Annotated in this window: 31 protein-coding genes; 15 read left to right on the top strand and 16 right to left on the bottom strand. The window is 43.3% G+C overall.

Translation table 11 applies throughout. The features are described from left to right. Nucleotides 1-83: 83 nt before the first annotated feature. Nucleotides 84-635 carry a hypothetical protein gene (locus K370_RS05155; protein WP_047539537.1) on the top strand — a complete coding sequence of 184 codons (552 nt, stop codon included), beginning with the start codon at nt 84-86 and terminating at the stop codon, nt 633-635. Between the two features lie 72 nt (nt 636-707). Here the strand turns inward: K370_RS05155 and K370_RS05150 are convergent, their stop codons facing one another. Beyond that, nucleotides 708-1,223, bottom strand: a complete 516-nt coding sequence (locus K370_RS05150; protein ID WP_047539536.1) for an SRPBCC family protein — start codon at nt 1,221-1,223, stop codon at nt 708-710. Continuing rightward, on the bottom strand, nt 1,223-1,558 hold the full coding sequence (locus tag K370_RS05145; protein ID WP_047541669.1) for an ArsR/SmtB family transcription factor: 336 nt from the start codon (nt 1,556-1,558) through the stop codon (nt 1,223-1,225). The genes K370_RS05150 and K370_RS05145 overlap by 1 nt, the downstream gene beginning before the upstream one ends. 149 nt (nt 1,559-1,707) lie before the next feature. Here K370_RS05145 and K370_RS05140 point away from each other — a divergent pair, with 149 nt between their 5' ends. The 3 genes from K370_RS05140 (at nt 1,708) to K370_RS05130 (ending at nt 2,938) form a co-directional block, all read left to right on the top strand. Continuing rightward, a complete protein-coding gene (locus K370_RS05140; RefSeq protein ID WP_047539535.1) occupies nt 1,708-2,127 on the top strand; it encodes a secondary thiamine-phosphate synthase enzyme YjbQ in 420 nt (139 codons plus the stop codon). A 7-nt stretch (nt 2,128-2,134) separates the two neighbouring features. Beyond that, nucleotides 2,135-2,518 (top strand): DUF4157 domain-containing protein, encoded by a 384-nt coding sequence (locus K370_RS05135; protein WP_235272697.1) that lies wholly within the window; start codon nt 2,135-2,137, stop codon nt 2,516-2,518. Nucleotides 2,519-2,647: 129 nt separating this feature from the next. Continuing rightward, nucleotides 2,648-2,938: a hypothetical protein gene (locus K370_RS05130; RefSeq protein ID WP_047539531.1), complete on the top strand. Its 291-nt coding sequence runs from the start codon at nt 2,648-2,650 to the stop codon at nt 2,936-2,938. A gap of 81 nt (nt 2,939-3,019) precedes the next feature. On the opposite strand, the gene K370_RS05125 is transcribed toward K370_RS05130, so the two are convergent. Both K370_RS05125 and gpmI read right to left on the bottom strand, forming a co-directional pair. Continuing rightward, nucleotides 3,020-4,297 (bottom strand): murein hydrolase activator EnvC family protein, encoded by a 1,278-nt coding sequence (locus K370_RS05125; RefSeq protein ID WP_047539525.1) that lies wholly within the window; start codon nt 4,295-4,297, stop codon nt 3,020-3,022. Further along, nucleotides 4,290-5,834: a 2,3-bisphosphoglycerate-independent phosphoglycerate mutase gene (gpmI, locus tag K370_RS05120; RefSeq protein WP_047539522.1), complete on the bottom strand. Its 1,545-nt coding sequence runs from the start codon at nt 5,832-5,834 to the stop codon at nt 4,290-4,292. The genes K370_RS05125 and gpmI overlap by 8 nt, the downstream gene beginning before the upstream one ends. A 208-nt stretch (nt 5,835-6,042) precedes the next feature. On the opposite strand from gpmI, the gene K370_RS05115 reads away from it, so the two are divergent. From K370_RS05115 to K370_RS05095, 5 genes are all read left to right on the top strand, one after another. Further along, the gene (locus K370_RS05115) at nt 6,043-6,474 is read left to right on the top strand and encodes a rhodanese-like domain-containing protein (RefSeq protein WP_047541667.1); all 432 of its coding nucleotides are present in this window, start codon (nt 6,043-6,045) and stop codon (nt 6,472-6,474) included. Between the two features lie 74 nt (nt 6,475-6,548). Next, nucleotides 6,549-6,788: a glutaredoxin 3 gene (gene grxC / locus K370_RS05110; protein WP_081977208.1), complete on the top strand. Its 240-nt coding sequence runs from the start codon at nt 6,549-6,551 to the stop codon at nt 6,786-6,788. Between the two features lie 154 nt (nt 6,789-6,942). Further along, on the top strand, nt 6,943-7,428 hold the full coding sequence (secB, locus tag K370_RS05105; RefSeq protein ID WP_047539520.1) for a protein-export chaperone SecB: 486 nt from the start codon (nt 6,943-6,945) through the stop codon (nt 7,426-7,428). Nucleotides 7,429-7,458: 30 nt separating this feature from the next. Further along, nucleotides 7,459-7,923, top strand: a complete 465-nt coding sequence (locus K370_RS05100) for an SH3 domain-containing protein (RefSeq protein WP_047539518.1) — start codon at nt 7,459-7,461, stop codon at nt 7,921-7,923. Between the two features lie 146 nt (nt 7,924-8,069). Next, nucleotides 8,070-9,062, top strand: a complete 993-nt coding sequence (locus K370_RS05095) for an NAD(P)H-dependent glycerol-3-phosphate dehydrogenase (RefSeq protein WP_047539516.1) — start codon at nt 8,070-8,072, stop codon at nt 9,060-9,062. A 44-nt stretch (nt 9,063-9,106) separates the two neighbouring features. Here K370_RS05095 and trmL read toward each other — a convergent pair whose 3' ends face one another. Both trmL and K370_RS05085 read right to left on the bottom strand, forming a co-directional pair. Further along, entirely contained in the window at nt 9,107-9,571 is a 465-nt protein-coding gene (trmL, locus tag K370_RS05090; RefSeq protein WP_047539513.1) for a tRNA (uridine(34)/cytosine(34)/5-carboxymethylaminomethyluridine(34)-2'-O)-methyltransferase TrmL, read from the bottom strand. Nucleotides 9,572-9,582: 11 nt separating this feature from the next. Then, nucleotides 9,583-10,332 (bottom strand): ComF family protein, encoded by a 750-nt coding sequence (locus K370_RS05085; protein WP_047539511.1) that lies wholly within the window; start codon nt 10,330-10,332, stop codon nt 9,583-9,585. 93 nt (nt 10,333-10,425) lie between these two features. Here K370_RS05085 and bioB point away from each other — a divergent pair, with 93 nt between their 5' ends. The 6 genes from bioB (at nt 10,426) to K370_RS05055 (ending at nt 15,849) form a co-directional block, all read left to right on the top strand. Further along, on the top strand, nt 10,426-11,472 hold the full coding sequence (bioB, locus tag K370_RS05080) for a biotin synthase BioB (RefSeq protein WP_081977163.1): 1,047 nt from the start codon (nt 10,426-10,428) through the stop codon (nt 11,470-11,472). Nucleotides 11,473-11,509: 37 nt separating this feature from the next. Continuing rightward, nucleotides 11,510-12,730, top strand: a complete 1,221-nt coding sequence (gene bioF / locus K370_RS05075) for an 8-amino-7-oxononanoate synthase (protein ID WP_047539509.1) — start codon at nt 11,510-11,512, stop codon at nt 12,728-12,730. Beyond that, nucleotides 12,727-13,491, top strand: a complete 765-nt coding sequence (gene bioH, locus K370_RS05070) for a pimeloyl-ACP methyl ester esterase BioH (RefSeq protein WP_047539507.1) — start codon at nt 12,727-12,729, stop codon at nt 13,489-13,491. The genes bioF and bioH overlap by 4 nt, the downstream gene beginning before the upstream one ends. Continuing rightward, complete coding sequence (bioC, locus tag K370_RS05065; protein WP_047539505.1) at nt 13,491-14,393, top strand: malonyl-ACP O-methyltransferase BioC; 903 nt, start codon at nt 13,491-13,493, stop codon at nt 14,391-14,393. Before bioH ends, bioC begins: the two co-directional genes overlap by 1 nt. 11 nt (nt 14,394-14,404) lie before the next feature. Further along, a complete protein-coding gene (gene bioD / locus K370_RS05060) occupies nt 14,405-15,019 on the top strand; it encodes a dethiobiotin synthase (RefSeq protein WP_047539501.1) in 615 nt (204 codons plus the stop codon). A gap of 197 nt (nt 15,020-15,216) precedes the next feature. After that, the gene (locus K370_RS05055; protein ID WP_047539500.1) at nt 15,217-15,849 is read left to right on the top strand and encodes a VPLPA-CTERM sorting domain-containing protein; all 633 of its coding nucleotides are present in this window, start codon (nt 15,217-15,219) and stop codon (nt 15,847-15,849) included. Between the two features lie 84 nt (nt 15,850-15,933). On the opposite strand, the gene nadD is transcribed toward K370_RS05055, so the two are convergent. The 10 genes from nadD to adk form a co-directional block, all read right to left on the bottom strand. Further along, the gene (nadD, locus tag K370_RS05050) at nt 15,934-16,581 is read right to left on the bottom strand and encodes a nicotinate-nucleotide adenylyltransferase (RefSeq protein WP_047539499.1); all 648 of its coding nucleotides are present in this window, start codon (nt 16,579-16,581) and stop codon (nt 15,934-15,936) included. An 18-nt stretch (nt 16,582-16,599) separates the two neighbouring features. Further along, entirely contained in the window at nt 16,600-17,856 is a 1,257-nt protein-coding gene (locus K370_RS05045) for a glutamate-5-semialdehyde dehydrogenase (protein ID WP_047541662.1), read from the bottom strand. Nucleotides 17,857-17,942: 86 nt separating this feature from the next. Then, nucleotides 17,943-18,956, bottom strand: a complete 1,014-nt coding sequence (gene holA, locus K370_RS05040) for a DNA polymerase III subunit delta (protein ID WP_047539497.1) — start codon at nt 18,954-18,956, stop codon at nt 17,943-17,945. A gap of 19 nt (nt 18,957-18,975) precedes the next feature. Continuing rightward, on the bottom strand, nt 18,976-19,497 hold the full coding sequence (gene lptE / locus K370_RS05035; protein WP_235272696.1) for an LPS assembly lipoprotein LptE: 522 nt from the start codon (nt 19,495-19,497) through the stop codon (nt 18,976-18,978). Between the two features lie 3 nt (nt 19,498-19,500). Further along, nucleotides 19,501-21,957, bottom strand: a complete 2,457-nt coding sequence (leuS, locus tag K370_RS05030; protein WP_047539495.1) for a leucine--tRNA ligase — start codon at nt 21,955-21,957, stop codon at nt 19,501-19,503. 228 nt (nt 21,958-22,185) lie between these two features. Continuing rightward, entirely contained in the window at nt 22,186-22,671 is a 486-nt protein-coding gene (locus K370_RS05025; RefSeq protein WP_047539493.1) for a hypothetical protein, read from the bottom strand. 255 nt (nt 22,672-22,926) lie between these two features. Next, the gene (locus tag K370_RS05020) at nt 22,927-23,364 is read right to left on the bottom strand and encodes a PACE efflux transporter (RefSeq protein ID WP_047539491.1); all 438 of its coding nucleotides are present in this window, start codon (nt 23,362-23,364) and stop codon (nt 22,927-22,929) included. Between the two features lie 73 nt (nt 23,365-23,437). Next, a complete protein-coding gene (locus K370_RS05015) occupies nt 23,438-23,752 on the bottom strand; it encodes a hypothetical protein (RefSeq protein WP_047541658.1) in 315 nt (104 codons plus the stop codon). A 175-nt stretch (nt 23,753-23,927) separates the two neighbouring features. Next, a complete protein-coding gene (locus K370_RS05010; protein ID WP_047541657.1) occupies nt 23,928-24,266 on the bottom strand; it encodes a tRNA-binding protein in 339 nt (112 codons plus the stop codon). A gap of 32 nt (nt 24,267-24,298) precedes the next feature. Beyond that, nucleotides 24,299-24,952 (bottom strand): adenylate kinase, encoded by a 654-nt coding sequence (adk, locus tag K370_RS05005; RefSeq protein WP_047539489.1) that lies wholly within the window; start codon nt 24,950-24,952, stop codon nt 24,299-24,301. Between the last annotated feature and the right edge of the window lie 18 nt (nt 24,953-24,970).

Raw genomic sequence — 24,970 nt, 5'->3', positions numbered from 1 at the left:
CCAAGCTGATATCAAGCCAATTGACATGGATTTGATGCCGGTATTACACCGGCATCGCCGGCTTTAATGAAAGCGAGTTCAAAATGAGAAAATTATTAATAGTCAGAAATTTACTAGGCTTAATGGCAGCATGCCTTCTAGTTTCTGGTTGCGCCAGCACTGGTGCGCAACAAGCTAAGATTGAAAGAATTACACCGGAGGATTTGGCGAAAATACTGCCGCAGCCTGTTGCCACAGTCAGTTTGGATGAAATAGTAAAAGACTCTAAACAAAATAAAACGCCAGACGAGATCATTGCCAAAATCAAAGCGAGCAATTCGCGTTACGAGTTAACGCCAGCGCAGACCTTGGATTTAAGTAAACAGGGCGTGGATACCAAAGTGTTGGATTATATTCACGACAGCAATGAATTAGCGAAACAAAATGCGATTGCAGATGAATTAAATAAGCGCGCAAAAGAGCGTGCTGCTGCCGAAAAAATACTAAAACGCGAACGTGATGCGGCACAAAATCGTTACTATGATCCGTTTTGGGGGCCAAGATTCGGTGGTTTTTATGGATACCCATATTATGGCTACGGCAGAGGATTTGGTAGCCGTTTTGGCTGGGGATTTGGCCATCCATATTATTGGTAATAACTAGTTATTTTTGCATTGCAAGTGAATATACTGCGCTTGCAATGCGTGTATGTTTAAGCGCAGCGATATTTATTTCATATTGTTTTTTATCATGGCAACAAGCTGATCCGCACAAGTTGACCAGCCTTCGTAAAAACCCATATCTTCATGTCTTTTACGGCTTTCTTGGTTCTGATGTAAGGCAATAGCCGTATATTTAGTGCCTTTTTCATGTACATCTAACAAAATAATTGCGGTCATTAACAGTTCAGCACATTCATGATCAGGTGATTGTTCTAACTGTTTGGCAGGGCGAAAACCTGGTTCTAGCGCATTCGTCCAACTTAACCTTTGGTTTGGTATCACTTCCAAATAACAGCCGTTATTTGGAAAACGCTGGCCTTCTGGTGATTGCATAGTGGTGCTGAATTTCCCACCTGGGTGCAAGTCAATTTCACACTCCACGGTTTTCCACGGCAGTGGGCAAAACCATTGTTTAAGTTGTTCAGGCTGCGTCCATGCTGCCCACACTAATTCGCGTGGCACATCTATGAAACGTTCCAATACAAGGTCTAACTCAGGATTTATTTTAAATGAGGGTGTCATTATTCATTCTCCTTCAGGTTTAGTGATAATAAATAACTATCTAATTGGTCAAGCCGCTGCTCCCAAAATTGCTGATATTGCGCTAGAAAAGTGGCAACTTCTTGTAACGGCTTTGCTTCAAGCTTGCAAGGCCGGGATTGTGCTTGGCGACTTTGGCTAATAAGCCCTGCGCGCTGTAGCACTTTTAAGTGTTTAGTGACTGCTGGCAGACTCATTTCAAATGGTGCGGCGAGTTCATTAACTGAAGTTTCACCTAGCGCCAAGCGCGCTAAGATAGCGCGGCGAGTAGGGTCTGCCAATGCGGAAAAGATATTGCTAAGTTGATCTGCTGTCATTGTTAAATTTGATGCATTGTTCACAACATATTTAACCATATGGTTAAATATGTTAAAGATTAAATTAGGTGCTCTGTGTCGTCAACTATTTTTTGTTAAAAATTAAACGAATAAGTTATGCTAATGATATTGAACGAAAGGTTTTAAACATGCAGCAACTTACTCAGGAAATCAGTATTAAAGCGCAAGGACGCAGAATTTACGACATTACGCCGCAGGTGTTAAATTGGGCTAATCAGCTGGGCTACAATACAGGCCTGCTGACTTTGTATATTCAACACACCTCTGCCAGCCTGATGATTAATGAAAATTACGATGCGGATGTCTTGGTGGATATGGAGGCTTTTTTTAATCGCTTGGTGCCCGATGGTGATAATCTATTTATTCACACCGTAGAAGGCCCAGACGATATGCCGGCGCATGTGCGTAGCGCGTTAACACAAACCAGTTTGTCTATTCCGATATTGGATGGCAAAGTTGCATTAGGCCAATGGCAAGGCATTTTTTTATATGAGCATCGGCATATGCCAGCTACAAGACGCATCATTTTGCATGCATTAGGCGATTAACAGTCAATTGAATGTATTTGATGCATCACACGGCCGTCCATTAAGCTTGCAGGAGCGCGCATTATTCGGCCCTTATTTTGCGGAAATTGTATTGAATGAGGCGCGCATTATCGAGGGGAAAGTGCCCTTCTGGCTGCGACGTCAAATGTGTGCTGTTGTGTTAGGGCGCTATATTTACTTTCGTAAGGGTGTTTATGAGCCAAATACCAAGCGAGGGGCAGAGCTGTTGGGTCATGAACTCACGCATGTATCACAGTTTTTACATGGGATGACCTTGTTAAAATATGCATGGTCTTGCCGATATGGCTACTTTAAAAGCCCTTATGAAATTGATGCCTATGCGAAAGGCAGGCTAATCGCTACTGATTTTGCAACAAATATTAAATCTTAATAAGCATCTTAAAACCAGTTGAATACGCACAGATTATGACATTGTCATTAGTTTTGTTATTATTGTGTATGTAAGTTTATATAAACTTTTTACGTGGTTGATTTTTAAAAAAATTTTGGAGAATATAAGATGAAATTAAACGCAATTTTAGTTGTTCCAGCATTATTAGGCGCATTGTTATTAACGGCTTGTGGCGAAAAAGCCGAAGATGCGACAGAAGCAGCTCCAGCTCCTGCAGCAGAGACAGTGCCAGCGGAAGCCGCACCAGCAGCAGAAGCTGCACCAGCAGCAAACGGTGCAGGTGGATATGAACCAACTGCAGAAGAGCGCATACCAGGTATCACGCTTGATGCCGCTGCAGCTGAAGCAGCTCCGGCAGAGGCTGCCCCGGCAGAAGAAGCCGCACCAGAAGCTAATTAAGTAGTTTTAGCAATAAAAAAGCGTGCTTAAGCACGCTTTTTTATTGCTGCGAGATTGAGCCCGCTATTAACACATTAACGATTAACGAATGACACTCCAGCTCAGCGGGTCAAATGGTTTGCTTTGGCGACGTAATTCATAGTACAGGCCGTTGCTTTCGTTGCCGCCGCTGTTTCCTACAGCAGCAATATTGTCTCCAGCATTCACTTCATCACCCACTTGTTTTAACACCGCTTGATTATTGCCATATAAACTCATGTAACCACTACCATGATCGACAATAATCAAATTACCAAAACCGCGTAGCCAATCGGCAAAAACCACTCGTCCACTGGCAACTGATTTCACAGCGCTACCTTCTGCTGCCCTGATAAACAAACCTTTCCATGAAACGCCGGTATCGCTACGACTACTACCAAATCGGTTGGTAACATCACCGCGTACAGGCAGGTTAAGCTTACCTTTTAATGCGGAGAAATTACTGCCCGCGTAAGCATTAGTAGGTGTTTCTTCATTTTTTGCAATAACCTGATTGGCGGGCTTCTCATCGGGGACATTCGCATCAGGAGTATTGGGTTTTTTTGCCGATTTGGGCTTAACTACTTTTTTAGGTGGTTTGGCGATAATTTTAGCGAGTCTTTCAACTAACTTGGATAAATTCTGTTCATCGCGTTTGAGTTTTTTAATTTCATTGCGTTGCGCTGATATTTGACCAGAAAGCGATTTAACGATTTTAGATTTCTCGTTTTTTTGTTGTTCTAGTGTTTCTCGCTCAGCCAGTTGTTTGGCTTTTAAATCCGCCACCGCTTGTAACGTGGCAGCGGTTTCATTATTCAGTGTTTTGACTTTATCCAGACTGGTTTGCATTTCATTAATTAGTCGCGCATGCGCTTTTGCAATATAAGAATAATATTGAATATCGCGCGAAATCTGGCTGGGATTTTTGTTTTGTAATAGCAACTTGGTATAACTCTGGTTACCGTGCACATATTGCTGTTTAACCAGCAGGCTCAGCTGTTTTTGCTGCTCACTCAGTTTTTCATTCAGACTTAATGATTCTTTTTTTAACGTGACCAGTGTGATTTTATTTTGTTGTTGCTGCTGATTGATATCAATCAGCTTTTTATTGGCTTGGCTGATGGCGGTTTCAGAGTCTTTCAGCGCATCGGTTGCATCTTTGTGCGCGGCTTGCTTGCTGTCCAATTCTTTTTTTAGTGCCTGGATCTTGTTTTGCAGATCGCCTAAATCCTCTTTAGCGTCATCGATTTTTTTAGCCGCAAAGCTATTGTCGATAAAAGCAAGATTCAGCAGCAATGCTGCTATGACTATAAAAAATGGAACGCGAAATAAGTTAAGCATTAAATTTAACTAGGCTTTTACCTGTCATTTCAATGGGTTGTGGTAATCCCATCATGGTTAGTAAAGTTGGTGCCAAATCGGATAAAGCGCCTGCTTCCGCTAATTCCGCCTTACGACCTACATAAATCATCGGCACTAGATTGGTTGTATGTTGTGTGTGTGCTTGATTATTAACCCCATCAAACATCATTTCGGCATTGCCGTGGTCAGCGGTAATAATCACTTCCGCGCCATTTTTTCTGGCAGCTTCCACCACACGGGCGACACAAGTATCGAGAGTTTCAACGGCCTTGATTGCCGCTGCTAAATTGCCTGTATGACCCACCATATCACCATTGGCATAGTTACAAATAATCGCGCTGTATTGTTTGCTATTCACAGCTCCAACTAGTTTGTCTGTCAGTTCTGGCGCGCTCATTTCTGGCTGTAAATCGTAGGTGGCGACTTTAGGTGAAGGTACTAGTATGCGATCCTCTCCCGTAAAAACCGCCTCATCGCCGCCATTGAAGAAGAATGTGACATGCGGATATTTTTCAGTTTCGGCGATACGTAATTGTTTTAAGCCTAAACTAGACACATATTCACCAAAAGTATTCGGCACGCTGGTGGCGGCAAAAATTGGTGTGGCTTTGCGTTGGTTCTGATCGTATTGCGTTAAGGTGAAATAGCCAGATAGTTTTGGCACACGATTACGTTCAAAGCCAGAAAAGTCATCATTTAGTAACGCGTCAGTTAATTGTCTTGCACGGTCACTTCTAAAGTTCATGTACACCACGCAATCGCCATCTTCTAAGCGAATCGCTGGCTCATCGGCTTGACGAATAACAGTACATTTTACAAACTCATCTTGCTCACCTCTGGCGTAGGCATTGTGCAAAGCGTCACTGGCGGTAGCTTCAGTATATTCGCCGATACCGTTAACAATCATTTCGTAGGCAGGCGCGACGCGTTCCCAGCGTTTGTCCCTATCCATGCTATAAAAGCGACCAGAAATCGATGCGATTTTGCCCACGCCGAGCGTTTTGATTTTATCTTCAAGGAGAGCTAGGTAAGGTACGGCGCTAACTGGTGGTGTATCCCGACCATCTAAAAATGCATGTACATAAACTTTGTTTAAGCCTTGCTGTGCCGCCATTTCAAGCATGGTTAAAATGTGATTGATGTGGCTATGCACGCCGCCATCGGACAGTAATCCAAAAATATGTAAGGCCTTATTATTGGTTTTTAATTGCTGCAAGGCGTTAACTAAATCGCCATGTTTAAAGAATTCGCCATTGCTAATGCTATTGTTAATGCGTTCAAAATCTTGAAAAACGATACGTCCTGCGCCGATATTTAAATGACCGACTTCAGAATTACCCATCTGACCATCTGGCAAGCCAACATAATGTTCGGAAGCGTTAATCAGCATGTGCTGCTCGCTTTGCTTTAGCGCATCCAAATTAGGTGTACGCGCCTGTGCAATAGCGTTATTGGTAATATCTTCACGATGACCAAAGCCATCTAAAATCAGCAATATGACGGGGGTAACTGACATATCAAAATCTTTCTAGTCGGTGTCTGAATTGATGCTAAGTTAAACATTCACCCAAGCCTTGAGTCAAAGCTAGGTTAAACATTTTACTAAGTTTAATATTGGTTAAGTTATCCATTATAATAGTTGGCTGTCCAATGCGCATCTAAATGCGCATTAAATAATGGCTCGCATGTAATGACTGTGTGAATGTGTGATTTTTGGAAACAATATGACTGAAATAACCCTGTACGAATTTGTAAAACATAACGCATTGCTGATTGGCTTGGCTGTTGGCTCTGGTGTCGCTTTGTTGTGGCCGATGCTTAGTCGTGGCGCCAGCGGCGTGGCAAATTTATCAGCCGCTGAAGCGGTATTGGTGTTGAATCGTAGCAAGCCATTGATACTGGATGTACGTGATGCAACGGAATTTGCCAGCGGGCATATTCAGGGTGCAAAAAATATCCCTGTGACTGAGTTGGCGAATCGCTTAAAAGAAATTGAAAAATTTAAAGACAAACCAGTGCTGGTGCATTGCCAACGCGGCACGCGTGCTAACACTGCTTGTAAGATTCTAAAAGCACAGCAATTTAGCCAGTTAAATAACCTGCAAGGTGGGTTAACTGCTTGGGTGGAAGCCAAGTTGCCGTTGGTAAAAAGCTAGGCGTTAATCTTGCAATGGACAGTCTCGATACGCAAAATACAAATATGCAAGATTCAGCCACGCCAAATGTCTTGATGTATGCAACGGGCAGTTGTCCATATTGCATTAATGCAGAACGGCTTTTGACGGAAAAAGGCGTTAAGATCAAGAAGATTCGGGTTGATTTGCAGCCGGAATTACGACATGAAATGACGCAAAAAACAGGTCGCCGTACGGTGCCGCAGATTTATATCAATCAACAGCATATCGGTGGATATGACGATTTGCGGGCATTGGATGTGGCGGGGGAATTAGATTCATTGCTCAATATTTAAGCTGGGTATTGAGTTAAATATTCAGAGCTTAGAAAAGCTTGCCTCAATAATGTGATGAACAAAAAGCAATTAAAAGTTAAAATGCTTTTAGGTACAAATTAGATTTAACTATTTTTTCAACTTTAAGTAAGCATAATCGTTTTAGGAAAACAACATGGCGGAAACAAACAGCGCAACAAACCAAGCTACCGAACAAGACACACAGCCTGGTTTTGCAATCGAGAAGTTATATGTAAAAGATGCATCGTTAGAAATACCTAATGCACCACAGATTTTTACTGATCGCACACAGCCTCAAGTGAATGTAGAGTTGGGCAATGCCGCACAAAAGCTAGAAGAAGGCATTTATGAAACAGCAATTAAAGTGACGGTAACAGCTAAAGTTGGCGATAAAGTGGCTTTTTTGGTTGAGGTAACACAAGCCGGTATTTTTGCAGTGCGTAATATTCCAGAAGAGAATCTAGAAATGGTTTTAGGCGTTACTTGCCCTAATATTCTGTTCCCATACGCGCGCGAAGTGGTGTCTGATTTAGTCACTCGTGCAGGTTTTGCGCCAGTATTGTTAAATCCGATTAATTTTGAAGCTTTGTTTATGCAACAAAAACAACAGCAAGCTGAAAGTGCTGCAAAAGCGAATTAATTAGCGATTAAGACCTTAGTGATTAAGACAATGAACGATAGGAAAATGTTAAGCCTTACTCAAATCCCAGTGATATTGATTGGCTTGATGTTTTCTTTTAACGCGTTTGCGCTGGATTTTCGTTCTGTTGCCAGCACAAAGGCTATTTTGTACGATGCGCCATCTGTTGAGGCCAGCAAGTTATACATTTTAGGGCAAGGTTATCCAGTCGAAGTGATTGTAAATTTAGGCGAATGGATAAAGGTGCGTGATGCATTAGGCGGCTTAAGTTGGATAGAGGGTAAGCAATTAAGTAATAAGCGCATGGTGTTGGTCATTGCTAAAACCGATATTAAGTCCACCGAAGATGCAAGCTCTGGTTTGGTTGCCACGGTCGAGAAGGATGTGGTGCTGGAGTTGTTACCTTCAGAGACTAAAGCGGGATGGGTTAAAGTTAAACATCGCGACGGGGCAACTGGTTATGTACCAAATAGCGTGCTTTGGGGTTCAAATTAACAAGTGTTCTAATTAACAGGCGCTCAAATTAATAAGCGGTTTTTGATTAATCAAACGGTTTAAATGGCATATCGTCTAAAAGTAATCGTTCAAACAAATAAGTCGTTCAAATCAATCGGCAGTTTAAACTAATGAGTATTCAATAAATGGCTAAAATTGCAGTGTTGGGTGCAGGTGCTTGGGGTACGGCTCTTGCGATACAAATTAGTCATCAACATAAAGTTTCTCTGTGGGCGCGCAATAGCGGTCACGTGTCTGGTATGCGCAATGCACGCGCTAATCCTATGTATCTGGGGGATTTTAAATTCAATGATAATTTGCAGGTCGAAGATGACTTAAGTGTTGCGATTGATGGTGCAGATCTTATTTTATCCGTTGTGCCAACTGCTGGTTTTAGGTCGATTTTAAAAGAAATCAAAGCATTAAAATCCAATCAGCCAATTATTTGGGCACACAAAGGTTTAGAGCCACAGTCGGCAAAGTTACCGCATGAAGTGGCATTGGAAGAGTTGAGTCATCAGCAAAAGTGGGGGGCTTTGTCAGGCCCAAGTTTTGCGGCAGAATTGGTGCGCGGCTTACCAACAGCAGTGACGTTGGCGGCTAATGATGCTGATTTTGCGATCAGTGCCGCCAATTTGATTCATGGTAGTAATTTTCGTGTTTACAACAGCACTGATGTTGTGGGCGTGTCCGTTGGCGGTGCGGTTAAAAATGTGATGGCGATTGCCGCAGGCATTAGTGATGGCATGGGTTTTGGCAATAATGCGCGCGCAGCTATGATTACACGTGGCCTTGCCGAAATTACCCGCTTTGGCGTGGCATTGGGTGCAAAAGTCGAAACCTTTATGGGTTTAGCCGGTGCGGGCGATTTGATTCTAACCTGTACAGGCCAATATTCCAGAAATCGCGAAGTGGGTTTACAACTGGCCAGCGGTAAAAGTTTAGAGGACATTCTGCAAGGTTTAGGCCATGTGGCTGAAGGTGTGAATACCGCGCGTGAAGTCATGCGCCGTGCAGGTGAAATGGGCATTGATATGCCAATCACTTTTGAAGTAAATCAAGCGTTAACACATGGAAAATCGGCACGCGATGCAGTAATGACGTTATTAGGACGTGGGCAAAAGGCGGAAGGCTTTTAGTTTATTCGTTGTCTAGGTTTTGAAAGCCGTTTAAAGCGATTTTCTTAAACGCCGCCCTCGAATCTAATTTGTCGCCAGGCTTCGTAGAGCAATATGGCCGCTGAGTTGGATAGGTTTAAACTTCTACTTTCTGGCAACATTGGCAACCGTAATCGATGTTCTGAAGTAAATCCAGCGCGAATTTCTTCTGGCAAGCCACGCGTTTCTGGGCCAAATACAAATACATCACCTGCTTCGAAATCCACTTTTGCGTAGTTTTGACTGCCTTTAGTGGTAATCGCAAATAGCCGTCTACCTTGCATCTCTATGCTGAATTCAGCCCAGTTTTTATGCACTTTTAGATTGGCATACTCGTGATAATCCAAACCCGCACGCTTTAATTGTTTGTCTTCCAACTTAAAGCCTAATGGCTCGATTAGGTGTAAGTCCGCGCCGGTATTGGCGCATAAGCGAATAATATTGCCGGTGTTGGGTGGAATTTCTGGTTCAAAAAGGGCGATGGTAAACATGGTTTCAGTTCTTAATGTGGTAGCGTGCGTGCAATCACCCAGCATTCTACATGTGTTGCGCCTGCTTGTTTTAAGGTTTTAGCCAACTCGTTTAAGCTTGCGCCTGTGGTCATCACATCATCTACAATTGCGATGCGTTTGCCGGTTAAATCTTTATTTATTTTAAACGCACCTTTGATATTCTTAACGCGTTGTTTCAACGGCAAGCTGGCTTGCGGTGGCGTAAGCGTTTTGCGTATAGCGTTTTTGTAATCCAGTTTTGATATCTTACTTTTGCATAACAGGCTGTCTAAAACTTTAGCGATTTCAAGCGCCTGGTTAAAGCCGCGTTCTTTTAAACGTGTGGGGTGCATGGGCATCGGAATGATTAAGTCGATCGCGTCAACGTTATTTATTAAGCGTATTTTTTCATTAAGTAATTGCCCAAACGCATGGCTCAGGCTCAACGATGTACCATATTTATAGCGTTGTATCATGGTGTCAATTGGATAAGCATATATAAAAACGGCATGGGTCGCATTGAAATCTGGCGGTGAGCTGATGCAACTGCCACACAGGTTTCCATCTGAAATTAAGCCGCATTGCAGACAGCTATTGGCAGGCGCCCAAGTTAAGTCGTTTAAGCAGCCACTGCATAATCCATGTTTTTGCGTTCGATTCGTGGCACATAAAAAGCAGTGTGGTTTTAAAAAAATTGAAGCGATTGACTTAATATTTAACAAGTGACTATTTTTTAGCCAATTGTTTATTGTTTGCTTCATATTGTCTTTACAGCTTATAATTTGGGTTAAATAGTGTCAATAACTCTAATAAAAATAGCCACATAACCTCAGTAATCTCAAGGGAAATGCACCATGCTTGAAACAGTCAAAAACCAAAGCCAAAACTCTGTGAATGAATCTATTATACTGAATGAGTCCGTTATAAATACAGATGGGCTAAAACGTAGCGCCTGCGAAGCAGTAACGGTTAATCGCTGGAGTGTGGATGAAATTGTGGCTTTGTTTGAGCTGCCATTTAGCGATTTGATCAATCAGGCACAAACCATCCACCGCGCAAATTTTGACCCTAATGCAGTGCAGGTCAGCACACTTTTATCTATTAAAACCGGTGGCTGTTCTGAAGATTGCGGCTATTGCCCACAAGCGGCGCGTTACCATACGGACGTTGAAGCTGAACCTTTGATGAAACTGGATGAAGTACTGGCTGCCGCACAAGAGGCGAAAGACAATGGTGCGAGCCGTTTCTGTATGGGTGCAGCTTGGCGTGGCCCAAAACAGCGCGATCTTGAGCCAGTGCTGAAAATGATTCAAGAAGTGAAAGCCATGGGCTTAGAAACTTGCGCCACTTTAGGTATGTTAAAAGAAGGTCAGGCTGAGCAGTTAAAAGATGCTGGCTTGGATTACTACAATCATAATTTAGACACGGCGCCAGAATTTTATGGTGATGTGATTACGACACGTACTTATCAAGATAGATTAGACACGCTTGGCCGCGTGCGTAGCGCGGACATTAATGTCTGCAGTGGTGGCATCATCGGTATGGGCGAATCACGCAATCAACGCGCTGGCTTGTTGGCCCAATTGGCAAATATGGAGCGCCCGCCTGAAAGTGTGCCCATTAATTTGTTGACGCAAGTAGAAGGAACGCCATTGCATGGCACAGAGGAGTTGGATCCGCTGGAATTTGTGCGCACGATTGCGGCTGCTCGCATCACTATGCCGAATAGTTTTGTGCGTTTATCCGCAGGCCGCCAAAGCATGCACGAAGGTATTCAGGCACTCTGTTTTATTGCGGGTGCGAATAGTATTTTTTATGGTGAAAAATTATTAACGACAGGTAACCCGGAAGCGGCAACGGATAAAAAATTATTCGCCAAACTGGGCATTAATAAAATCTAAGCCGTAGATTTAAACTAATCTTACCCTTATTCAAGAAATGTTAACTGCATTGAAAGATGAATTAAGCTTGGAATTAAGTCTTTTTTCGGGCTTAAGAAATGAGCTGATCCAGCGCAAGGCTGATGGCTTATTACGCCAGCGCCGATTGCTGGACTCACCGCAAGCTGAGCATATCGTTGCCAACGATAAACATTTTTTATCCTTTTGCAGCAATGATTATCTGGGTTTGGCCAATCATCCCAAATTAATTGCTGCAATGCAAAAAGCGGCAGGTGATTCCGGTGTCGGCAGTGGCGCGTCTAATTTAATCACCGGCCATCATCGTTATCACGATGCACTAGAAAAAAAATTGGCACAATTTGTCGAAATGCCAGCTGCATTATTGTTTTCGACAGGTTACATGGCGAATATTGGCGTGATTGGTGCATTAATGGGGCGACATGACGCGATTTTTGCCGATAAATTAAACCATGCTTGTTTAAATGAAGGTGCGTATTTATCACGTGCAGCGTTCCATCGTTTTCCACATAATGATGTGGTAGCGCTGGAGAAGTTACTAAAAGAAAGCACTGCGAAGCATAAACTGATTGCCGCCGATGCAGTGTTTAGTATGGATGGCGATATTGCACCATTGGCTGAGTATCTGGCGTTATGTGAAAAATATGATGCCTATCTTTATATAGATGATGCGCACGGTTTTGGCGTATTGGGCAAAAATGGTAAAGGCAGTTTAAGTCACTTAAATTTAAAATCGCCACGCATTATCATGATGGCAACTCTGGGTAAAGCAGCTGGTGTTGCTGGTGCGTTTGTGGCTGGCGAGCAGGTGGTGATTGATTACCTGATTCAAAAAGCCAATAGTTACGTTTACTCAACGCCAGCACCGCCAGCACTTTCTGCAACATTGTCAGCATCAGTTGAACTGATTGAAGATGGTGATGACTTACGTGTGCATTTAAATGCCCTAATTGCGACACTTAAAGCAAATTTAAGCCTAAAAAATTGGCAATTATTGCCATCATATACAGCAGTTCAACCCTTAATCGTTGGCAGTAACCACGCGGCTTTAGCTTTAAGTGAGCACTTGCAAGCGCTTGGGATTTTGGTGCCAGCGATTCGCCCGCCGACGGTGCCGGTAAATACTGCACGACTACGCATTTCGTTATCGGCGGCACATTCTGTTGACGATGTGTTACGGTTAGCGAATGCGATTAACGATGCAGAACAGGCGATGACTGAAAGTATTCAAACAGTATGAGCGCGCATGTTGAAATAATTGGGCAAGGCCAACCACTGGTGATGTTGCACGGTTGGGGCATGCATAGCGGTGTTTGGCAGCCGTTGATTAAAAGATTGTCTACGCAATATATGCTGTATTTGGTCGATTTGCCTGGCATGGGTAATAGCCGCCCGATTGAGCCGTATCATTTACACACATTGGCAGATGAAGTCGCGCAAGTAATCCCGGGTGTTTCGGATGTGCTGGGCTGGTCACTGGGTGGATTGATTGCAGAACGTATTGCCTTAAATCAGCCTGACCGTATTCGACGTTTAGTCTTAGTCGGCTCAACTCCTTGTTTTGTGAATAAGGCTGATTGGGATGCGGGCATAGACTCCGCTAATTTTGAGTCGTTTGCAAACGCAGTTAACAGCGATTACAAAGCGACCATATTGCAATTTTTAACCTTGCAATGCATGAAGTCAGATGACGCACGCAGTACACTTAAACAATTGCGCGCCAGCTTTGAAACACGGCCTACGCCTACACAAACCACGCTACAGCGCGCGTTGCAGGTTTTATTGGATACGGACCTGCGCGATGAGGTGGGCAGTATTCGCAAACCCACGTTGCTGATTCATGGTGATCGCGACACATTAGCACCTGTACAGGCTGCGCATTGGATGATGCAGCATCTTCCGCATGGGTTTTTACGTGTTATTTCAGGTAGTGCACATGCGCCATTCCTGTCACATTCAGAACAATTTATCACAGCACTCAATCAATTTTTAGAGCCTTAATGCAAGAATTAAATCCGCAAGACGATTATTGGATGGATAAAGCGCGAGTACGCGCGTCGTTTGACCGTGCAGCGCAGACATATGACGCCGCAGCCATCCTGCAGAAGCTGGTTCGTACCGAAATGCTCAGTCGATTAGACTTGGTTAAAATTAAGCCGAAAGTGATACTGGACGCAGGGTGTGGCACTGGGCATGGCAGTTTTGCATTACAAAAAAAGTTTAGTCGCGCACAAGTAATATCGCTGGATATTGCGCTTGGTATGCTACAAAAAACGCATCAGCAACAGCCCGTACTTAAAAAATGGCTAAGCAAATTATTAAGACAAAAAAACTTAGTTTGTGCAGATATTGAGCGATTGCCAATAGCCAATGGTAGTTTGGGCATGGTGTGGTCGAATCTGGCTTTGCAGTGGTGCAATGATTTAGACGCCGCATTTAGCGAAGTTAGTCGAACATTACAGCCAAATGGCTTATTTATGTTTAGTACGTTTGGGCCGGACACTTTAAAAGAGCTGCGCGTAGCTAGTAGCAATGGCCATACTCATGTTAGCCGTTTTATCGATATGCATGATATTGGTGATGCCCTAACTCGCGCGGGTTTCAGCGCGCCAGTGCTGGATGTAGAGCGCTATACACTCACTTATGATGATGTAAAAAGTGTCATGAAAGACTTAAAGTCCATTGGTGCGCACAACGCAACTGAAGGTCGTGCACGCGGCTTGCAAGGACGCGGATTTCTACAGCAGTTAACACAACAATATGAGCAATTTCGCCAAAGTTTAGAGGAGGGTGGAAAACTTCCGGCTACGTTTGAAGTGGTGTATGGACACGCCTGGAAGGCCGATATTAAGCCTGATTTAGGCCTTGGCGTTTCGCCGATTACTTTTAAAACCTATAAATAAATGTCGCATCAATGAAACAAGCATTTTTTATCACAGGCACTGATACGGGCGTAGGAAAAACCTATATTGCCTGCAAGTTGATTCAACAATATGTCGCGCAAGACTACAAAGTCATCGGCATGAAACCGGTGGCGGCGGGTTGCGAATTGGTTGATGGTGAGTGGGTGAATGATGATGTGTTGCAGCTAGAAGCCGTCAGCAATGTTAAAGCTCCACGTGTGTTAACGAACCCTTATAGTTTTAACGAGCCGATTGCACCGCATATTGCCGCTGAGTTGGCTGGAAAATCCATTGAAATAGCCGTCATTAAACAAGCTTTCGATGCGCTAAGTGAACTAGCCGATATTGTAATCGTAGAAGGCGCGGGTGGTTTTTTAGTACCACTTAATGAGACAGACAGCATGGCCGATTTGGCGAACCAGCTAAATATCCCTATAATATTGGTCGTCGGCATGAAATTGGGCTGCATAAACCATGCGTTGCTCACGGCAGAAGCGATTAATGCCAGAAGCGTAAATTTGGCGGGTTGGGTTGCAAATCCAATAGAGCCAAAAATGCAGTATTACAACAATAATGTGGCGACAATTGCGAAAAAACTACATTTAGTTAAACAATTTAATCTATAAATTGATTCGTCTTATATAAGTTTAATGAATTAATTCAGATAGATATCTCTTATTAGTGTTGATTTTCAGCACTAATCGCTTTTCGTTAGCCCGTATGGGCTATTGTTGCAAAGTACCCACCTCCCTATGATTAGAACTGTCAAATTTAGGTATCAACTTTTAGCAGGTTTAGTTTTAATTTTAATAGGGGAATTAATATGAAAAAGATTTTAATCGCACTAGGTTTTGCGTTGTCAGCGTCAATGGCAAGTGCAACTGTTGTAGGTAATCTGGAAGTTTACAATGAGGCCGCAGTTGTTATTACTCCATCTGACGGTGGCTGGGGCCCAATTGATATTATTGCAGAAGGTGGCTACTTATCTGGTACTTCAGGTACTTTAAGAGCTTTAACTGACGGTATCTTCACTGCTACCTATTTAGGTCAAGTTGCTTCACTTGGTAACTTTTATCTTGGTGGCTCACAATTGAATGGTACTAGTAACGGTGGTGCTCTTGGCGGCACTGATAGTATGGCTGTTTTAGCTGGTCAAGATGTTAACTTTGGCTTCGGTGAGGATGGATTAGGAAGCATTTTTTACAATGGTGACGTTAATCAAGAACACAGAGGTATCTTGTTCTTTGCGAACACATTTGGTCTAACAGATGCTAACGGTCAATTATTTGATTTCTTAATCGGATACAACGATACAGCAACAGTTAATGCTGACTACGATGACTATGTTGTTGGCGTGGTAAACACAGTTCCAGTTCCAGCTGCATTGCCATTAATGGCTTCAGCCTTAGGTGCTTTCGCTGTTGCACGTCGTCGTAACAAAGCAAAAGCAGCTTAATTAGTCATATTAGCTAATTGTTTTGCAAAAAAAGCCTCCAAATGGAGGCTTTTTTATTTTGTACCGATAGTTTTAAAACGAGCTTTAATCATAAAGCTGATTGATAGCAATATAATCAATGACTGTTTGTGGCATTAAATAGCGTGGAATTTGTTTTAGTTTAAAAGCGGATCTGATTGCAGTAGACGAAATGCTCAGTGCCGTTATTGTTTGCATATGAATAAACCCTGCATTTTGATCGCTTAAGTCACTTACGTTTTCAGTGTAATGGTTTTGTAAAAGTAATGTTAACTCATTAGCTAGTGGCGGTTGATTTGTGACGGTAATTGGAGGTCTTTGTACCAATATAATGTGGCAGTAATCTAAAATTTCTTGCCAGCGATGCCACGTATTGAGTCGGGTGAATGCGTCACTTCCCATGATTAAACACAATGCGACTTCAGGGCCGATTTTAGATCGTAATGAGATTAAAGTATCAATGGTATAAGAGGCGCCTTCTCGCTGTAATTCGCGTTCATCTAATTTAAATGATGGATTATCTGCAATAGCCAGTTTAACCATTTCTGCGCGATGAAAAGCAGAAACGCTAGGCGCATCTTTATGCGGCGGATTTGCAGCAGGAATGAAACGGACTTCTTTTAAGTTCAGCGCATCCGTGAGTTCTTGTGCCAAACGTAAATGGCCAAAATGAATTGGATTAAATGTACCGCCCAAGACACCAATAAGTTGCATTTTTCTTAATGGATGAGGCTAGGCGCGTGTTTGCCCATTGCCTAATACAATATATTTAAGCGATGTTAAACCTTCTAAGCCGACAGGGCCGCGCGCATGTAGCTTATCGGTTGAAATGCCGATTTCTGCACCTAAACCATACTCAAAACCATCCGCGAATCTAGTTGAAGCGTTGACCATGACAGAGCTGGAGTCTACCTCGCGTAAGAAGCGTCTGGCTTTGGTGTAGTTCTCAGTCACGATCACTTCGGTATGTTGGCTGGAGTGCTGGTTAATATGCGCAATAGCTTCGTCTAAGCCGTCTACTACTTTGCAGGAGATAATCGCAGCTAAATACTCTGTATAAAAATCTTCTTCAGTAGCTGGCTTTGCCTGTGGCACAAGTGCGAGTGTTTCAGCACAACCACGAATCTCAATGCCGTTAGCCGTTAACATCGCCGCCAATTTTGGCAGCATTGATGCAGAAACACTACGCGCAATCAATAGTGATTCAGCCGTGTTGCAAGTGCCTAAACGTTGCGCTTTGCTATTTTCTAAAATCGGCAGGGCTTTAGCAAGATCGGCCTCGTCATCAATATATACATGACAATTACCATCTAAATGTTTGATAACTGGTATGCGAGCATCATTTGAAATGCGCTCGATTAAGCCTTTCCCGCCGCGTGGCACAATGACATCCACGTATTGCTTCATGGTGATTAATTCACCTACAGCCGCACGGTCTGTGGTTTCTATCACTTGCACGGCCGACTTTGGCAGTCCAGTCTTCTCCAGACCTTCATGTACTAGTTTCGCCAGTGCTTGATTACAATGAATAGCTTCAGAACCGCCCCGCAAAATACAGGCATTGCCGGATTTAATGCAAAGTCCGGCAGCGTCTACTGTCACATTTGGTCGCGCTTCATAAATAATACCAATTACACCCAATGGCACACGCATTTGGCCTATTTGTATGCCACTTGGGCGGTATTTAAAATTACTCATCTCGCCAATTGGGTCGGCTAAGTTAGCTATTTGTTGTAAACCTTCTGCCATGGTCAAGATGGATTTTTCAGATAGCGTCAGTCTATCTAACATCGCATCATCTAAGCCATTGGCGCGCGCAGCGGCTAAATCCTGTTGATTTGCAGTGATTAGTGCAGATTTTTCGCGCAATATAGCACTGGCGATATGTAGAAGTGCCTGGTTTTTAGTATTGGTGTCAGCAGCAGCCATCAGGCGTGATGCGGCACGTGCGCTAATGCCAACCGTTTGCATGTAATTTTTAATGTCCATAGCAGGCATTATACGTTTTTGCTATGTAATAGACTACAGGGCGCTGCCTAGGCTAAATCTTTGCTTCGCCAGCTGTGACAACGTAATTAGCGTCCGCGTACTTTGGCAAGGCCAAAGCAAAGTCTGGAAAGCTCTAGCCAAGCATCACCTTGCATCATGCCTTTGGCGGTTTTATCAATATCGCACAGCTTTTGCAATGCCGCTTCAAGCTGACGCAGGCTGAGGCGGCTTAATGCACGCTTGACCAAGTTTTGTCTATCACCATAAATCCGCGCATTGGTCATGGCAGTCATGATATTTTCATTGCGTGCTTCTGCTTGTTTAATACGCACTAGTGGTCGTAACACCCACATCAGTGGATTCATCACAGCGACTACTTGCTCGCCTTCATCCTGCAAGCCTTGCAGGATGGCAGTTACACGCGCTGCATCGCCGGTCAGCACAGCATCTCCCAACTGAAAGGCGTCAAAGCGTGATACGTTTAGTACAGCTTCGCGTATTGCATCATGGCTAATTTCGCCAGCAGGATACAGCAACGCCAGTTTTTGAATTTCCTGATGCGCTGCCAGCAAGTTGCCTTCTACCTGATGCGCAATAAAAGCCAGTGAAATAGCGTCGGTTGATTGATTTTGCAGTGCCAACCTGGCTGCAAGCCATTGTGGCAAGTGGGTTGGTGAGATTTCTTTTAAATCAATCACCACACCAGCTTTTTGCAATGCGCCGAACCAAGCGCTATTTTTCGCATCACGCTCTAGTATTGGCAACACAATAATCGTAGTGGTATCGGGAATCAAGTTAGCGCACAGCTCAGCCAATGCTTTGCCGCCTTCTACACCAGGTTTGCCATTCGGGATATGAATTTCTAAAATACGAAGCGCGGAAAATAAAGATAAAGCCTGTGCGAATTGGTTGATTTGTTGCCAATTGAAATTGCGCTCTACGATATAGCTATTACGTTCATCGGCACCGGCTTTACGTGCTGCATGTCGTATACTGTCTAAACACTCACTTAATGCCAGCGGCTCATCACCCACTAATACATACAGTGGTGCCAGAGTTTTAAGCAAATGCTGTTTAAGCTGATTTGAATCTAACTGCACTGTTATTGATTATTGAACATTATTTTTTAAGTGCAGATAACCTGCGGATTAAATTACTTAATACATCTGCCTGCATGTTTTCATTTAAGCGCTTTTCTTCGCCCTGCTTGGCGAGCAAGTTTGCATCGCTATAGGAGAAATCACGTCGCGCTTCGATCGTTTGCACCGGACTCCAAAGCTCCGCACCTGCTTTTTTTGTGCGGTAATGCACGCGATAAAACAATTCAAACTCATTCACCAGACCACGTCCACTTAATGACAAAATACGCTTTTCCCTTTCTTCGCCCATCAGATCAAGCAAAAGGTCTGCATTTTCACTGGAACTTAACACCTTAATATCGTTAGTTTTTAATGACTTAAGCAAATTTTTTGAAATCGTTAACGAGCTACCTTGAATAAATATACTGCTAAAAGCCATACTTGCTGAACCGCGCAGTTGAAAGCCACAAGCGACAAGGCTGGTAAGCAAACACAAGCAAAACAGCATGCGTAAAGTTTTAAAAGCACTGGTATTAAATGCATTAAGGCTTGATAGATTCAAGTTTTATCCAATCACAACGTTGACTAGTTTATTCGGCACAACAATGATTTTACGCACAGTTTGACCATCTACCAAAAATTTTGTGATGCAAGGCTGTGTGATGGCTAATTGCTCAATCGCTTCCTTCGCCAATTGTTTAGAAACCACCATATTGCCGCGCAACTTTCCGTTCACTTGTAGCACCAGCTCCACTTCATCCTGCACCATGGCGGTTTTATCGGCAATCGGCCAGCCCGCTTCTAAAATATGGCTGTTAGGCTTAAGCTCTACCCATAAAGCCTGGCAAATATGCGGTACGATAGGTGAAAGTAATAACGCTACATTCTGTAAAACTTCCTGGCGAACGCTTCTTGTTATAGCATCCGTACCTTCAATTTTGGCAAGCGCATTCATCAATTCCATCACCGATGAAATGGCCGTATTGAAGCTGTGGCGGCGACCATAATCGTCGGCTACTTTTTCAATGGTTGAGTGTAGTTGTAAGCGGATATTTTTGAGTTCAACAGTCAAGTCGCCAGATGTATAGGCCGCGATCACGCCTGATTCAACATGTTCATATACCGCTTTCCACAGTCTGCGTAAAAAGCGGTTCGCCCCTTCAACGCCGCTATCAGCCCATTCTAAAGATTGCTCAGGCGGTGCGGCAAACATCATAAACAAGCGTGCGGTATCGGCACCATAAGTATCAATCAAGGCTTGCGGATCTACCGTATTGCCTTTGGATTTACTCATCTTAGTACCATCTTTTAATACCATGCCTTGCGTGAGCAAGTTGGTAAATGGCTCATCATTTCTAATCAAGCCAACATCGCGCATCAGTTTGTTAAAGAAGCGTGCGTAAAGTAAATGCAAAATAGCGTGCTCAATACCACCTACGTACTGGTCGACTGGCAACCAATAGTTTGCGCGTTCATCGACCATTGCCGTGTTGCTATCAAAGCTGGCATAGCGTGCAAAATACCATGAGGACTCAAAGAAAGTATCTAATGTATCGGTTTCGCGTGTGGCTTTACCGCCGCAAGTAGGGCAGGTGGTTTCGTAAAAATTCGGATCTTTTTTAATCGGCGAACCAACGCCATCCATCACCACATTTTCGGGTAGCGCAACGGGTAATTGTTCAGCAGGTACTGGCACTTCGCCACATTTTTCGCAGTGAACAATTGGAATCGGACAGCCCCAGTAACGCTGGCGTGAAATTCCCCAATCGCGCAAACGGAATTGGGTGCGTTTTTTACCTAGATTTTTAGCGTTAAGTGCCGATGATATAGCGTCTGAAGATGCTTCAAAGTTCAAACCGTTAAATTGAGCAGAGTTAAATAAAACACCATGTTCTGTCATCGGTAGAACATCGTTATCTGATTGTTGAATCACCACTTTAATGGGTAAGTTGTATTTATTCGCAAACTCAAAATCACGCTCATCATGTGCTGGCACCGCCATTACGGCACCTTCACCATAACTCGCCAATACGTAGTTAGCCACCCAAACCGGCAATTGCTCGCCATTTAATGGATGCGTGACAAACAGTCCTGTATCCATGCCTTTTTTCTCAGCCGTGGCAACATCCGCTTCTGCCACACTGCCACGTTTGCATTCGGCGATAAAATCAGCCAATGCAGGATTATTTTGAGCAGCTAAAGTCGCCAGTGCGTGTTCAGCAGCTACAGCCACATAAGTCGCGCCCATCAAGGTATCTGGGCGGGTGGTGTAAACTTTCAAATTACCACTTTGTAACTTATCATTTACCTCAATAATCGGAAACTCTACTTCGCAACCATAGCTTTTGCCAATCCAGTTACGTTGCATTGTCTTAACTTGCTCAGGCCAACCATCCAGTTTATCCAAATCGTTTAGCAACTCTTCAGCGTAAGCAGTGATTTTCATAAAATACTGTGGAATATCGCGCTTTTCTACCAGCGCGCCACTGCGCCAACCGCGGCCATCAATCACTTGCTCATTGGCTAGCACCGTGCCATCGACAGGATCCCAATTGACGGTAGAGGTTTTTTTGTAAATCAAACCTTTTTTAAATAGTTCAGTAAAAAGCCATTGTTCCCATTTGTAGTATTCTGGTTTGCAAGTCGCAATCTCGCGCCCCCAATCCACGCCTAAACCCAGCTGCTTCAGCTGTGTTTTCATGTGCTCAATATTTTCATACGTCCATTTTGCAGGCGCAGTATTATTTTTTATCGCCGCATTTTCCGCAGGCAAGCCAAACGCATCCCAGCCCATTGGCTGCATCACATTAAAGCCTTTCATTTTATGAAAACGGCTTAGTACATCACCAATGGTGTAATTGCGTACATGACCCATGTGCAAACGGCCACTTGGATATGGAAACATGGATAAGCAATAGTATTTTGGTTTGTCAGATTTTTCAGACGCAGCAAATGATTGATTTTGTTCCCAATAAGTTTGGGCGGCTTGTTCGATTTCTTTAAAAGGGTATTGCTGTTGCATGGCCTGATTTTCTTAAGGTGGTTGTCTTAAATAGGAATGTCGAAATTATACTTGAAGGCATGCGCTTTCGCATTGCCTGTGATGTTTAATGCTGCTTGTGCATGGATTATTGCAAGACTTAACTAGGAAATTGGCAGAGAATCTACCCAATTAGATTAAGTAATTGAATTTTTAGCTTAATTCTCCTATTTTCAAACATTAATCGGAAAATTAAGCTAAGGCAGATGATTACTTCTGAATCGGAAGTTTAGTTTCAAGACGATCTTCCAATTCGCCAATATAGGCAGAAAGTGAATTGCCTGATACATCAATTGCGTGATGAATATCCACGCTTAATACGTCTAATTTATTTAATAAATCAGATTTAGATTCTGCTTGAATGGCCGCCTGTTTTTGTATTTCTGCATCCATAAATTGACGCAATTCGGTAAAACGAGAGGCTTCCGCTTTATCTGCCAGTTCGCGGTTATTTTGTAATTCTTTGGCATGGCGGCGCGCTTCAAACAAAACCGATGTTTGCAAATAAACGATAAAGACAAGAAACAGCGCGGTCAGCAAAGCAATCATGCCCAGCATCACCAAGCCAAGCGGCGCATTGACATCAGCAACACCTAAGTTAAGCGTTGTTGGCGCCATAATCGTTGTCCAGTTGAGTATCATAAAGACTAAAAACAATCCCAATACGCCGAATAAAACTAATGCGCGAACTTTCATTTTGATATGTCCTTCTTTTTGTTGAAATAGAAGCTTAAAACCGAATGTCTCTTGCTTAAAATGCAGCTAGTTAACAATATAATTTACCAAAGTTTAGTCCAAAACCAACAAAAATGGTTATGCAATTTATATTAATTAACACCTTGTGCAGTAATAGTTAATCTATTTTTATGCGCCAAAACCAGATTGGAATTGCTTGATCTCATGCAGGTATTTAAAAAAATCTTAAATTTAACTTGCAGAATCGATTGAAATTTAGATTTTTCCTGCATGCGAAATAGCAGATTCTGGCAGGCCAAATACTTTATCAAACGCCCACGTGAAAGCCACTGCATAGACAAAGAAAACAGCCAATATGCCCATTTCGGCATAGAAGGCATTCAGTAGCGAAATGTTTAGCCAATAAGCCATTAGCGGCACCAACATCGTCACCAAACCACCTTCAAAACCAATGCCATGCGCCAAGCGACGCCAGACTGAGCGACCTTTAATTGCTTGACGCGATTCCCAACGCTCAAAAATTGCATTGAAAACGTAATTCCACGCCAATGCAATCGTTGACATAATGACTGCTAGATACAATGCAGATGAGGCTGACGTGTCGAATGCAAGCCCGATTATTGGGCTTGTGATTGCAACTGCGCCGATTTCATAAAAAATAGCTTGAACGACTCTGCGGGTAATGGGTTTCATGTAAGGGTATTTTGAAGTTAATATTAAAAAACTAGATCTTTTAATGGAATGAATGGTTAGACCAATCCTCAATTCAACCTCTGACCGGAACTCCATACATCGCAATAATTCGCTCGTCTTGCTCCTTCTGTGAAAATGACTCCCACTCAATGCCATTGACGTCAGACACGCTTGTGAAACCTTGGGTCGCATCATCCTCAAAGCCAAGGTGTCGAAGCTGGCCTGCGCGCTCAGGAATTTGATTGATAGAGAAGTTCAACAAGTCTGTTCTCCACATTGCATATTTTCCTTCCACTATTGCGGCTGGTACTTGGCCCAAGCGCTCGGTATAGTCGGCAATCGACTCCTTAATATCCTGAACTGCAATGGCTATGTGGAAGCGCTTCATCGTGAAATTCCTTATCATCAATTTAAAGTTATTAAATTTGAGCAAGTGGGTAGGCGAGTGTAGCCTTGATGAAGTAAAGTAAAGTGAAGTCAAGGATGCAGTGATTCATTTCCCTCGATTGCATTTCATTTCATCGAAACTAGGCTTGCTTGTTTGAGTGAATTGTTAACCACAATCACAGAAGTTTAGTCCCGATTGGAACTGATTGATCGGGCACGCATAGTACGACCTCACCACGCTCATTATGAAAACCAGTTATCAAGCATTCAGACATCAATGGTCCAATTTGTTTTTTCGGGAAATTGACAACCGCGACTACCAGCTTGCCGATAAGCTCTTCCGGACGATAGAGAGCAGTAATCTGTGCGCTGGATTTTTTTATTCCAAGCTCTTCCCCGAAGTCTACATGCAGGACGTAGGCAGACTTCTTAGCTTCTTGGAGCGCGATGGCATTTACGACACGACCAACGCGCAGCTCCACTTTGATGAAGTCATCCCAAGCGATAGTTTGCATTAGTTCTTCCATACACACTAATCTGAATCAGTCTACTTAAGTGCCGCAAAAATATTATTCTTAATCGTTTCCATCTCACCAATGCCATTTACAAACACATGCTTAGGGGCGCCTTGTAAGCCACTATTTGCCCAATCGACGTAGTATTTAACCAATGGTTTGGTTTGGCTATGGTAGACATTTAAGCGCGTTTTGACGGTTTCTTCTTTATCATCTTCGCGTTGCACTAAATCTTCGCCAGTTACGTCATCTTTGCCAGCCACTTTTGGAGGATTGAATTTAACATGATAAGTGCGGCCAGAAGCCGGGTGGCTACGGCGGCCACTCATGCGCTCTACGATTGCTTCATCTGGCACGTCGATTTCAACCACGTAATCAATGCCAACGCCTGCTTGTTTCATTGCTTCGGCTTGCGGAATTGTGCGTGGAAAGCCGTCGAATAAAAAGCCATTTGCACAGTCGGCTTCTTTAATGCGCTCACTCACCAAGCCGATAATCACTGCATCTGGCACTAATCCGCCGCTATCCATAAAACTTTTAGCTTCTAAACCCAATGGCGTGCCAGCTTTAACTGCTGCGCGCAACATATCGCCAGTGGAAATTTGTGGAATATTGAATTTTTCGCGTAAGTGAGTGGCTTGTGTGCCTTTGCCTGCGCCGGGTGCGCCAAGTAAGATGATTCGCATGGGTTTTCTCTAGCTTTA

Source organism: Methylotenera versatilis 7 (assembly GCF_000799165.1).
Taxonomy (GTDB): Bacteria; Pseudomonadota; Gammaproteobacteria; order Burkholderiales; family Methylophilaceae; genus Methylotenera_A; species Methylotenera_A versatilis_A.
The sequence above is the reverse complement of the archived record's forward strand: the minus strand, read 5'-3'. Positions and strand labels throughout refer to the sequence as shown.